Annotated in this window: 11 protein-coding genes; 2 read left to right on the plus strand and 9 right to left on the minus strand. The window is 70.8% G+C overall.

What is annotated here, in order from left to right; all coding sequences use genetic code 11:
• Positions 1-94: 94 nt before the first annotated feature.
• Positions 95-1720 carry a murein biosynthesis integral membrane protein MurJ gene (murJ, locus tag AB0I53_RS17660; protein ID WP_358603459.1) on the plus strand — a complete coding sequence of 542 codons (1626 nt, stop codon included), beginning with the start codon at positions 95-97 and terminating at the stop codon, positions 1718-1720.
• A gap of 3 nt (positions 1721-1723) precedes the next feature.
• Here murJ and AB0I53_RS17665 read toward each other — a convergent pair whose 3' ends face one another.
• From AB0I53_RS17665 to AB0I53_RS17680, 4 genes are all read right to left on the minus strand, one after another.
• Positions 1724-2446, minus strand: a complete 723-nt coding sequence (locus tag AB0I53_RS17665; protein WP_358603708.1) for a glutamine amidotransferase — start codon at positions 2444-2446, stop codon at positions 1724-1726.
• Positions 2446-3783, minus strand: coding sequence for a MurT ligase domain-containing protein (locus AB0I53_RS17670; RefSeq protein WP_358603462.1), 1338 nt, complete (start codon positions 3781-3783; stop codon positions 2446-2448). Before AB0I53_RS17670 ends, AB0I53_RS17665 begins: the two co-directional genes overlap by 1 nt.
• Positions 3784-3847: 64 nt before the next feature.
• Positions 3848-4024 (minus strand): hypothetical protein, encoded by a 177-nt coding sequence (locus AB0I53_RS17675; protein ID WP_358603465.1) that lies wholly within the window; start codon positions 4022-4024, stop codon positions 3848-3850.
• Between the two features lie 572 nt (positions 4025-4596).
• Positions 4597-5235, minus strand: a complete 639-nt coding sequence (locus AB0I53_RS17680) for a transglycosylase family protein (protein WP_358603468.1) — start codon at positions 5233-5235, stop codon at positions 4597-4599.
• 542 nt (positions 5236-5777) lie between these two features.
• Between AB0I53_RS17680 and AB0I53_RS17685 the strand changes: the two genes are divergently transcribed.
• A complete protein-coding gene (locus AB0I53_RS17685; RefSeq protein ID WP_358603471.1) occupies positions 5778-6233 on the plus strand; it encodes an NUDIX domain-containing protein in 456 nt (151 codons plus the stop codon).
• Between the two features lie 169 nt (positions 6234-6402).
• Here the strand turns inward: AB0I53_RS17685 and AB0I53_RS17690 are convergent, their stop codons facing one another.
• The 5 genes from AB0I53_RS17690 to AB0I53_RS17710 form a co-directional block, all read right to left on the minus strand.
• A complete protein-coding gene (locus AB0I53_RS17690) occupies positions 6403-8742 on the minus strand; it encodes an FtsX-like permease family protein (RefSeq protein ID WP_358603474.1) in 2340 nt (779 codons plus the stop codon).
• Positions 8739-9449 (minus strand): ABC transporter ATP-binding protein, encoded by a 711-nt coding sequence (locus tag AB0I53_RS17695; RefSeq protein ID WP_358603477.1) that lies wholly within the window; start codon positions 9447-9449, stop codon positions 8739-8741. Before AB0I53_RS17695 ends, AB0I53_RS17690 begins: the two co-directional genes overlap by 4 nt.
• Positions 9446-9970, minus strand: coding sequence for a PadR family transcriptional regulator (locus AB0I53_RS17700; RefSeq protein ID WP_358603479.1), 525 nt, complete (start codon positions 9968-9970; stop codon positions 9446-9448). Before AB0I53_RS17700 ends, AB0I53_RS17695 begins: the two co-directional genes overlap by 4 nt.
• A gap of 66 nt (positions 9971-10036) precedes the next feature.
• Positions 10037-10936: an NrfD/PsrC family molybdoenzyme membrane anchor subunit gene (nrfD, locus tag AB0I53_RS17705; RefSeq protein WP_358603481.1), complete on the minus strand. Its 900-nt coding sequence runs from the start codon at positions 10934-10936 to the stop codon at positions 10037-10039.
• Positions 10933-11793: a 4Fe-4S dicluster domain-containing protein gene (locus tag AB0I53_RS17710; RefSeq protein WP_358603484.1), complete on the minus strand. Its 861-nt coding sequence runs from the start codon at positions 11791-11793 to the stop codon at positions 10933-10935. Before AB0I53_RS17710 ends, nrfD begins: the two co-directional genes overlap by 4 nt.
• Between the last annotated feature and the right edge of the window lies 1 nt (position 11794).

Consider the following 11794-nt stretch of genomic DNA (forward strand, 5'->3'; position numbering starts at 1 on the left):
GTGATCAGGTTGCCATGAAACGAGCGGTCGCGAGGCGGCGGCCGGACTTTCGTGGCACGGTCGGCGCAGGTGAGGCCGAGAACTGGGGAGCGTCGTGGTCGAGCAGGCCGATTCCCGCGTGCACGGCACTTCGCTGGCCCGGGCCAGCGCGGCGATGGCGGTGGCGACCACCGTCAGCCGGGCCAGCGGCCTGCTGGCGAAGGTGCTGCTGGTGGCCGTTCTCGGGCTCGGCATGGTCAACGACTCCTACACCGTCGCGAACACACTCCCGACCGTGGTCAACGAGCTGCTGCTCGGCGGTGTGCTCACGAGCATCGCGGTGCCGCTGCTGGTGCGGGCGCAGCAGGAGGGCGCCCGGCAGGGCGAGGCCTACGCGCAGTGGATGATCACCATGGGCGGGGTGCTGCTGATCGCGGCCACCACCGCCGCGGTGGCCGCCGCCCCGCTGCTCACCGAGCTCTACCTCGGCCCCGACACCCGCGCCAACGCCGCGCTGACCACGGCGTTCGCCTACCTGCTGCTGCCCGGCATCGTCTGCTACGGGATGTCCGCGCTGCTGCAGGCGATCCTCAACGTCCGCGGTGTGTTCGGCATCCCGGCCTGGGCCCCGGTGCTCAACAACGTCGTCGTGATCACCACAGTCGTGGTGTACGCGCTGGTGCCCGGCGAGATCTCGACGCATCCGGTGCGCATGGGCGAGCCGAAGCTGCTGATCCTCGGCATCGGCACCGCGCTGGGCATCGCCGTCCAGGCGGCGATCATGGCCGTTTCGCTGCGCCGCAGCGGTTTCCGGTTCCGCTGGCGGTGGGGCTGGGACCGCAGGCTGTCGGAGTTCGGCGGGCTGGCCGGGTGGGTCGTGCTCTACACGCTGATCAGCCAGGCCGGCATGGTGGTGATCACCCGCGTCACCGGGCAGGGCACCACCGGCAGCGTCGCGACCTTCAACTACGCCTGGCTGCTGTCGCAGGTCCCCTACGGCGTGCTCGGCGTATCGCTGCTCACCGCGCTGATGCCCAGGATCAGCCGGGCCGCCGCGGCCGAGGACACCACGGAGTTCGTCGCCGACGTCTCGCTGGGCAGCCGGCTGAGCGCCGTGCTGCTGATGCCGATCAGCGCACTGCTGGCAGTCGCCGGTGGCGCGATCGGCGTGGCGTTCTTCTCGCTGGGCGCCAGCGATGTCGCGGCGGCCGACCGGCTCGGCTGGGCGCTGGCCGCCGCCGCGCTGGGCGTGGTCCCCTTCGCGATCACGATGTTGCAGCTCCGCGCGTTCTACGCGATGAAGGACGCCCGCACTCCCACCTGGATCAACGTGATCATGGTGGTGGTCCGCAGCGTGCTTTGCTACGTCGCGCTCGCCGTGCTGGATCCGCGCGACCTGGTCGTCGGCGTCACCGGGGCGATGTCGGTGAGCTTCGTGATCGGCTCGATCGCCGGCCAGATCTGGTTGCATCGCCGGGTCGGCCCGGTCCAGACCCGCCGCACCCTCGCCGGCATCGGGCGCGCACTCGCCGCCACCCTGCTCGGCTGCGCTTGCGGACTCGCCGTCCTCGCCGGCCTGCGCAGCGCGTTCGGCCCGTTCGGGCCGGTCGCCGACGCTTGGTTCTCGCTGGTAGTGCACACGGTCGTGGTGATGGCCGTCAGCTTCGGCGCGCTGGCGCTCTTCCGCGCCCCGGAGCTCCGACCCGCGATCGACCGGCTGGCCCGGATCATCCGCCGCTGACGGTCACTTGCGGTTTCGAACGTGCAGCCGGGTCCGTTCGGAGCGCAGCGCACGCAGCTCCGGAGGATCGGGCAGCGGCTCCAAAGGTTCGCCGATCGCCCATTCCAGCAGCAGATCGGCCAGCTTCGGATTGCGCGCCAGCACCGGTCCATGCAGGTAGGTGCAGACGACGTGCCCGCGGACCGCACCTTCGGCATCGTCGTGACCGTTGCCGATGCCGCGCGTCACCCGGCCCAGCGGCTGCGAACCGGGCCCGACCCGGGTCCGGCCGAGGTGGTTCTCGAACCCGGTGAGCATTCCGACGCCGCCCAGCGTGGACTGCGTGGTCACCTCGCCGATCGCGCGGCCGCTGCCCGGCTCGGTGGCCGCGTCGACCACGCCCAGTCCGGCGTGCTGCACGCCGTCGCCGGTGACGAAGCTCGTCCCGAGCACCTGCAGACCGCCGCAGATGCCCAGCACCGGGGAGCCGCGGTCCACCGCGCGCCGCAGCCCGGGACCGCGGTGCAGGAACCTGACCGCGGCGACCTGCGCGACGTCCTCGCCGCCGCCGATCAAGTACAGGTCACAGGATTCCGGCACGGAGTCGGATTCGGACAGCACCGTCACCGTCTCGCTGTCGATGTTGCGCCACTTCAGCCGCTGCGCCAGCACCAACACGTTGCCGCGGTCGCCGTAGGTACCCAGCAGGTCGGGCAGCACGAGCGCGAGACGGACGCGGTCGCGCATCATCGCCTGCTCCTGGTCACGAGGTCGCGGAAGGCGGTGTAGTTGGCTATCACGTCCGGCACGCCGGTCGCCGCCCCGGCCAGCGCCTCGTCCACATCGGACGCCACGGCGCAGGGCACTTCGGCATAGCGCAGCCGCACCGCCAGATCCAGCGCCCGGTCCCCCGCCACCCGGACCGGCCGGTCGCGCAGCACCTCGAAATCCACGTCCCACAGCCAGGAGACGTCGTAGCCGTCGGCCTCCCGGCTGTTGACCACCAGCACCAGCGGATCGTCGTCGCCCTCGACGAGGTCGAGCATCTCCAGCCAGCTGGCCGGATTCTTCGCCAGCAGCAGCCGGACATCCCGGCCGGCGAGCTGGACCGTCTGGTACCGGCCGCCCGCCTGCGAGATCCGCCCGATCCGGGCCAGCGACGCGTCCTCGCCACAGCCCAGGTGCAGCGCCGCGGCCAGCGCGAACGTCGCGTTGACCCGGTTCACGTGGCCCGGCAAGGACAGTGCGAGCTCGTGGTGGGCGCCGTCCGCCGACACCGCCCCGGTTCCGGTGACCGTCCAGTCCGCGGCCGGACGAGCCAGGCCGCAGGCGCATTGCCAGTCCCGGTCGGTGTCGCCGATGAACGCGCCGCAGTTCGGGCAGTTCAGCGCGTCGTCCTTCCAGCGCACGCCACCGGAGACCCACGTGACCGCGGGATGATCGGCGGCGGCGAAGACGATGTTCGGGTCGTCCCGGTTCGCGATCACCTGCGCGCCCGGAGCCTGCGCCAGAGCACGCCGCAGGCTCGCGGCGACGGTGCGGATCTCGCCTACCCGGTCGAGCTGGTCCCTGCTGAGGTTGAGCAGCAGGATCACGGCCGGCTCGAACTGCTCGGTCACCTGCGCCAGGTGCAGCTCGTCGACCTCGAGCGCGGCAAACGGGGCGTCCGGCCTGGTCATCAGCGCGGCGACGTGCCCGTCGAGCATGTTCGCGCCGGTGCCGTTGCTGACGGCGGGAGCCTGCGACCGCAGCGCCTCCGCCACCATCTGCGTGGTCGTCGTCTTGCCATTCGTGCCAGTAACCATCACGACACGCCGCCCGGTTGCCAGCCTTCGCAGGGCTCGCGGTTGTACGCTCAGCGCGAGTCGGCCGCCGATCATCCCGCCGCTGCCCATGCCGAGCCGCCGCGACATCGACGCCGCCAGCCGCCCCAGATCGACCGCGATCGTGGTGCGCAGGTCTTGGCGGTGCGCCCTGCGCGTCGGCGGCGGTGCCGGGACGACCCGCCAGCTCTGATCGGCCGGCCGGTCTTCGGTCGGGGCGCGCTCCGCCGCCTCCCTGGAGTCCCGCGTGGTGTCGGTCATGCGTCCCTCCCCCCCTCGGCGCCCGCACACGCGCGACACGCCTAGGCCGGCTCCGGTCGACGCGTCACCACCAATTGGCCGCACTCGAGCGCGCCGCCCGTCGCTTCTTCGCCAGTGTGGCGCGCGTTCGGCGAAACAGCGCGACGATCAGCAGCAGGGCACCTGCGACGATCGCCGCCGGGCCGACCCACCCGCCGAGGGCGGTCGACTCGGCCAATGCGGCGTGATGATCGGCGTCCATCGGACGCTCCCCCTTTCCGCGGCACGTGTCTTCCCGCACCGAGCACGCGGCCGGGCTTGATCACGAAAATGATCGGGGCAACAGGCGATGAGCTCGTCCCCAACATGCCGGTGGATCACCCTGCCGAGGAACATTCATCCCGGGTGATGATCGGAAAACACGGAACGTGCAAGGCCAACTGCGGGGCGCATATTCGAACCGCACACCGAATTCGCCTCAGACACGCGGAATTCGAGATGACCGCGGCGACCGGCCGATTTGGACACTTCGCCCGATCGGGTTTGATAATTCGACACGTTCGGCGATCAACGAAACGGTCGTTAGGCTCGGGAAGCAATCCGACGGTCCCGGTCGAAGGGAGCCCGCCGTGACCGAAGCCCTGGTGCTGATCCTGATGGCCGGCCTCGCCCTCGGTGGCGTCAGCTGGACCGCCTGGGACATCCGCAGCGACCTGCGCCGCCGCAAGCTGAAATGAGCCCGGCGCGGACGCCTCGACCGAAAACGCAAGGGACCCCGCCGGAGAGAGGCAGGCGGGGTCCCTTGCTGTCGCCCGGTCACGCGGACCGGACGGGTCACTTCACGGTCAGCTGCTGACCCGGGAAGATCAGGTTGGCGTCGCTGACGACGCCGTGGTTCTTCTCGAAGATCGACTCCCAACTGACGTCGAACTTGCCACCGATCGAGCTCAGCGTGTCGCCGGCCTGCACGGTGTAGGCGCCCTCGACCTGCACGGTCTTCTTGACCTGCGTCTTCTTGGTCTCGGGCTTGGTCTTGGTCTCCGTCTTCGGAGTGGTCTTCTTCGTGGTGCCCGAAGCGACGTCCTGGTTCTGCAGGCCGCTACCGGCCGACAGACCGGCCTTCTTCGAGCACACCGGCCAGGCGCCCGGGCCCTGCTTCTGCAGCACGCGCTCGGCGACCGCGATCTGCTGCTCGCGGCTGGCCTGCGAGGCGTTCGAGGCGTAGCTGGTGCCACCGTAGGCGGCCCAGGTGGACTGGTTGAACTGCAGGCCGCCGTAGTAGCCGTTGCCCGTGTTGATCGACCAGTTGCCGCCGCTCTCGCACTTCGCGACGGCGTCCCAGGTGGACTGCGACGCGGCGTTGGCCGGCAGGGCCAGCGCGAACGGGGCGGCGACGACCGCGCCGGCGAGGGCGACCCGCGCGACGTTGCGGCCGGTGATGGACTTGCGGTGCTTGCCTCGGGAGCTAGCCATGTTCTTCGTCTCCAGCGACGCCTGCGCTGACGCCGGGGGCGGCGATCGACGCGGCCGAGCCTTCTCAGCCGGACGCCGGGTTCGCCGTCGTCGTCAGGCCCCTGCCCTGATGCACGTGTCGGGGGTCGGAAAGGCCCGCTGGGCAGGGTTTGGCGAAGCGGGCTTCCGGTCTTGCTCGTCGACTCGGGGGCGCCGACGAGGGGCCACGCTACGTAGCCGGAAACCGAGGACCAAACCATCAGCGAGTGGCCATCGTCATAGAAACATCGACAAGATCGCCGCGATGACAGGGTTTTTCCAGCTCATTTCTTGATCGACGATGAGATCACCTTCGGAAATCCAATCACCTACGGTGAGACATGAGCCACGACTCACCCTATTGAGTGCTAACAGAGCGTTTTCGGACGCATTCGATCAGTTCATGTGGGCACATCGAAAAGGCCGCGGCGTATGCTCTGCGACCCACTCCAGAGGGCTTGAAGAACGGATCCTCGTGGCATCCGGTACCGGCCCGAAGACCGCGATCCCCGAGGACCATCCGGATGCCTCAACGCACCATCATCGACGTGCACGTGCTGCTCGTACGCCACAACAACGAGATCCTGCTGAGCCGGCGGCGCGGCGACTACGGCGATGGCATGTGGCACCTGCCGTCCGGCAAGCTCGACGCCGCCGAATCCGCACTCACCGCCGCAGTGCGCGAAGCCGAAGAGGAAGTCGGCGTGCTGATCGACCCCGCCGAGCTCCGGCACGTCCACACCATCCACGTAAACGACCCCGGCGCAGAACCTCGGTTGGGCATCTTCTTCGAAACGACCCGATGGACCGGCGAGCCCGTCAACCGCGAACCCGACAAGTGCCACGCCATCGCCTGGTTCGAACTCGACCGGCTCCCCGCAGTGCTCATCCCCTACCCCGCCGCCGGCATTCACGCCTACCGCAACGGACTTCCCTTCAGCGTGATGGGCTGGGATTCGCCAGCACTCGCCGCGCAGTAGACAAGCCGTGTCGGGCTGTCGTCCCGGATACAGGCACCGTCGGACCGGGCCCGGGATGATTAATTTCATTCAACACTGAATTTATAGATACCACGAACCTCGTGAAGGGGGTTTCTGCCAGCACAGCCGGCAGAAACCCCCTTGGACTCGCGCTACTCGTCCGGCCAGGTCATTCGGTGCGGAGGCCGGTCGGGTGGGCGGCTCGGCCGAGCGCCGGGAGGGCCAGGGCCGTTACGACGAGGACCGCCGCTGCCGCGAACGCGAAGAGGCCGAGCATGCCGGGCAGGTCGAAGACGATCTGTCCCCTCCCGTTGTTCGTGGCCACCGTCGTCAGCGCGCCGAGCAGCATGCCGACCACCGTCGCCAGCGCCGTTGCGACGAGCATCGGTACCGCGTTCTGCAGGAGTTGCGACCACCACTGGGTTCGCCTCGGGACGCCCACCGCCCCGAGCACGGCCAGCGGCCTGCGCCGTTCCTGGATCTGCTCGGCCGCCGAGACGAACAGGCTGCATCCGATGAGCGCGAAGGTGAGCAGCGCGCCCGCCAGCAACGCGGCGCGGATCACGCCCATGACCGGTTCCGCTTCTGCGGCCGCGGCCCGCCCGCCGGCCGCCGAGCCCCAGACGCTGGAATCGGCGAGGTGTGCCGCGGCGATGTTGCGGAGGCGCTCGTCCAGGTCGTGCGGGGCCGCCGGATTGAGGCGGATGTCCACCTGCAGGTACTGAGCGCCTTCCGGGATGCCTGCGGCCGCGGCCGGAGTCAGCACCATCGCGACCTCGTCGTCGACGAACACGACCGGGGCGGATGCCGGCCGCACCGACTCCGGCACGTTCCAGGTCGGTGGTGGCGTGCTGGGCTGGAACTCCCCGCCGTACGACGATTCCGCCAGCTCCACGCGCTCGCCGGGCCGCAGTGGGCTGTGCCCGGGCGGGACGAACGCGTCGCCATCCCGGCAGTCCGGCGCCGGGATCAGCCGGGCGATCCGGGCGCAGTCGACGATGAGCAACGGCGCGGCCGTTCGGTCCTGCCCCACGATCGTGACCATCGCCGCGCCCCGCACGTCGTCGATGCCTGGCAGCGATCGCACCTCCTGCTCGATCCGCCCGATCTCGGCGGGATCGGACGGTCGTTCGCCTCCGATCAGTGCGCTGGCCGACACTGGTGGCACCACTTCCCGTAGATCGCTGCGGTCCGCACGTTCGCCTTCGACCGTGGCCAGCATCGTCTGCAGAGCGATCACGCCGGCCACCACGACAGCGATCGCGCTGACCGACCGCGCAGCGGGACCGCTGGTCAGCTTCAGCCGCCCGATCGCCAGCTGCCACGCCGTAGGGCCGCCTCGCAAGCGGCCGACCGCGCGCTCGACACACCACGGCAGCAGCACCGGGATCCCGACCAGGACGAGCACCACCGAGACGACGAACAGCGGCAGGTCGTCCATTCCGTCGAAGCCGAAGATGACGGCCAGCAATCCCAGCAGGCCCAGTCCGAGCGGCACCAGGCGCCAGCCCAGGCGACGCCGCCGCGAGACCGTCCGGCGAGACACGTCCAGCGGGTCGGTGATGGCGTGCGTCAGCGAACCGATCGTGACGGCGACGGCGACGGCCGGAATGCCGATGGTCACGAGCGCCGCGAGCCACCACACCGGGGTGATGTCGAAGTCGAAGACGGCGGACTTCGCGATGGTCACTCCGCTGGCGAACGTCCGTCCGAAGAGGAACAGCGCCCAGCCCAGCACGACGCCCAGCAGCGCGCCCGCCAGCGCTTCGCCCGCCGCCATCCGGCGGATCTGCTCGCCGCTGGCACCGACCAGCCGCATTGCCGACAGCCGGCGCTGCCTCGCGGTCTCGGCCAGTCGCGCGGTGGCCGCGACGTACACCACGACCGGCACCAGCAGCGCGGCCAGACCGAGGGCGAGGATGAGCCACTCGCTCGTGGAGAACGTCGAGCGGCTGTGCCCCAGCGCCTCCCCGAAGTGGTCCACTACCCCGCTGACGTTGCTGCTCTGCGGCGACAGCGCGTCGGTTCCGGCGTAGTAGAAGACCTCATTGGGGTAGAGCAGGCCCTCGTCGCCGACCACACCGACCACGTGGGGGAACCTCGGTTGCAGCAGCGCGCCGTCCGGCCCGGAGAGGATCTCCCGCAGCGCCGGCGAGACCACCACCTCTCCCGGTCGCGGGTTCTGGAGCAGCCCGGGAGCCACCGGCCCGTCGGGACGCTGGTTCTGCACCCACATCCCCTGGACATGCTCGTTCCGGAACACCGTCGACGTCTCCGCCACCAGCACCGAGGCGGCGTCCCCGGCGGCACCGCGGGGACCCCACCTCGCGTCGGATCGGGCGTCTCGGGAGGAGTTGACGTTCGGGATCGATGCCGCCGCCAGCAGCAGCGCCACGCCGAGCCCGACTCCCACGGAGGTGACCAGCAGCCGCCCCCACGGCCGCCGGCCGGTCACCGCCAGGCGGAGCCCGAAGGCCAGGTCCCGCATCCAATCCTGCACAGTCGTCATCGCGCCACCCCGGTGAGCTGGGTGCTGCCGTCGCGGAGCACGACCTCCCGGTCCGCGTAGGCGGCGACGCGCGGTTCGTGGGTCACCAGCACCACCGCCGCGCGGGCGCCTCGCGCGGCGCGCGTCAGCAGCTTCATCACCTGCTCGCCGCCGGCGGAGTCCAGCGCCCCGGTCGGCTCGTCGGCGAAGATCACCGCGGGCTCGGCGACCAGTGCCCTGGCCAGCGCCGCGCGCTGGCCCTGCCCGCCGGAGATGTCGCCGGGCCGCGAACCGGCCACGCCGGCGATCCCCAGCTCTTCCAGCCACAACGCGGCCTTGGACTCCGCTTCGCGGCGCGCCACCCCGGACAGCCGCAGCGGCAGCGCCACGTTCTCCCGCACCGTCAGCTCCGGCACCAGCTGCCCGAACTGGAAGACGAAGCCGAATTTCTCCCGGCGCAGGGCGCTCCGCCGCTCGTCGGACAGCGTCGTCAGCTCCGTGTCGCGGTAGGTGATCTGCCCCGAGTCCGGCAGTCGGATGCCAGCCAGGCAGTGCAGCAGGGTCGACTTGCCGGAACCGGACGCGCCCATCACCGCGACGATCTCCCCCGCCGAGATGGACAGGGAGACGCCGCGCAGCGCCGGCGTCGGACCGAAGGACAGGTGCAGGTCCGTGCCGCGCAGCAGCGGTTCGGCTGCGGGCGCCTGGGTCACCGCTGGTTCGGTCACTGGGAAACCTCCTGGGCGAGCGGTTCGAGGCGGGTCACGGCGAGTTCGAGCCACCGCAGGTCCGCCTCCAGGTGGAAGAGGGCGTAGTCGTGCACCAACTGCTCGCCGGGTTCGGCTTCGGCCTTGCGGCGGGTCAGTTCGCGCATGCGGGCCAGGTGGGCGCCGCGCTGGCGGTCGAGCACCTCCGTCGCGTCGCGACCGGAGCGGACGGCGAGGACGACCTTGGCGTAGAGCGTGTTGTGCAGTTCTGCCACGGGCTTCTCCGGAGTGGACAGCCACTCCTCGATCCGGCGCCGGCCGGTCTCGGTGATCGAGTAGCGCTTGCGGTCCGGTCCCCCGCCGGACTCGACTCCGTCCACTTCGACCAGTTCGTCCCGCAGCAGCCGGGACAGCGTCGAGTAGACCTGCCCGTAGGCCAGCGACTTCGCGTGCCCGAAGCTCTCGTCGTAGGCGCGCTTCAGGTCGTATCCGTAGCTGGGGCCACTTTCCAGCAGCCCCAGCAAGGTGAGACTGATCGACATGTCGGCAACTATACACGCGGTGTATATACCGAGTGCATAGATGCTCGAATCAAGTGAATCTGCTGGTCAGGCGCGATCGCGTTGCGGCACGACGGTGTAGCGGGGATCCCGGACCGACGCGCGACCGGCCTCGAAGACGGCGTACCGCGTCGCGACGGCCGCGGCGGTCAGGCTTAGCCCCGAGGCGATCTCGGCCGCCCTGCTGCGCCCGGCGAACAGCGCCGCGCCCGCGCCGAGGCCGGTCAGCGCCCGGGCGGCGCGCCACACCGCGCCCGCACGCCCCTGCCGGTACACCTCGCCGACCAGCCCGATCCGCCGGTGCATGCGCTGCCCGGCGGCGAACTCCAGCGCCGCCCCGGCCACCGCCATCCGGCGCGCCGGACCCGACTCGCCGGGCGCGGCGAGCATGCCGATCGCTCCCGCGCTCGACACGGCGCTCCCGGCGAACAGGAACGGCAGCTCGCGGTAGGCCTCGTGCCAGCCCGGGACCGCCGTGTCGGCCAGCAGCACCGCGGTGTAGGTCGTCATCGCGGGCGCGATCACCCCGGCCGTGGTGGCTGCGGCGCGGCCGAGAACCGGGAGCTTTCCGGTGAGTTCGCTGGCCGCGCCCGCGCCCGACAACGCCGAGAACAGCGCCAGGATCCAGGAACCGACGCTCAGCGGCGAGGTCGGCTTCAGCACTCGAAGCATGTTCAGGAACCTCGTCGGGCGGCCGAGGTCGTGGATCAGCGCCGCGACGCTGGCCGTCGCCCCCACCGCCGCTGCCAGCCTGCCGGAGCGCGCCAGCCGCCTGCGCCCGGTGAGGTCCGCGCACAGCGCCATCGCCGACGACGCCCCCGCCAGCCCGCCGAGGTAGAGGTACGCGGGTACGTCCGGCACCTTCCACACCGGCTGCTTGAGCACCGGGCGCCCGTAGTAGGACCGGAACTCCGCGTCCGGCACCATCAGCCGGTCGCCGCGCTTCACCGCTTGCCTCCGAGGAAGCACCCGGCGATCACCGCTGCCGCGGTCAGCGCCGCGCCCGCCGCATGCCGCCACATCGACGGCAGATCGCGCGTCGTCACCACCGGGTCCGGCGGCAGCCCGTACACCTCGGGCTCGTCCAGCAGCAGGAAGAACGCGCCGTCGCCGCCGACCCCGTCCGCCGGGTCGTGCCCGTACAGCCGGGCCTCGGCGACGCCCTGGTCGTGCAGCTCCGCGACGCGCGCTTCGGCGCGGTGGCGGAGCTCGTCGAGCGGGCCGAACTGGATGGACTCCGTCGGGCACGCCGTCGCGCAGGCGGGCATCAGCCCGGCACCCAGCCGGTCCTGGCACATCGTGCACTTGGCCGCGCCGCCGGTGTCCGGCCGGACGTCGATCACCCCGTACGGACAGGCGGGCACGCAGTAACCGCAGCCGTTGCACACGTCGTCCTGCACCAGCACCGTGCCGTACTCGGTGCGGATCAGCGCGCCCGTCGGGCAGACGTCGAGGCATGCCGCGTGCGTGCAGTGCTTGCAGACGTCCGAGGACATCAGCCAGCGGACCTGGTCCTCGCCCATGCCCGGCATCCCCAGATCCACAGTGGATCCGTGCTGTTCGACGAAGGCCACGTGCCGCCACGTCGTCGCGCCGAGCGCACCGGTGTTGTCGTAGGACATCCCGGTGAGGTCGAGGCCGTCCTCAGGCAGCAGGTTCCACTCCTTGCAGGCGACCTCGCACGCCTTGCACCCGATGCACACGCTGGTGTCGGTGAAGAACCCGACGCGTTCCGGGTGCTCCGGCGGATACCCCGCCTCCCCCGCCGGGTCCGCCAGCGGGCCGCTCAACCGGTTCGAATCCACG

The sequence above is a fragment of the Saccharopolyspora sp. NPDC050389 genome, assembly GCF_040655595.1.
In the GTDB taxonomy this organism is placed as follows: domain Bacteria; phylum Actinomycetota; class Actinomycetes; order Mycobacteriales; family Pseudonocardiaceae; genus Saccharopolyspora.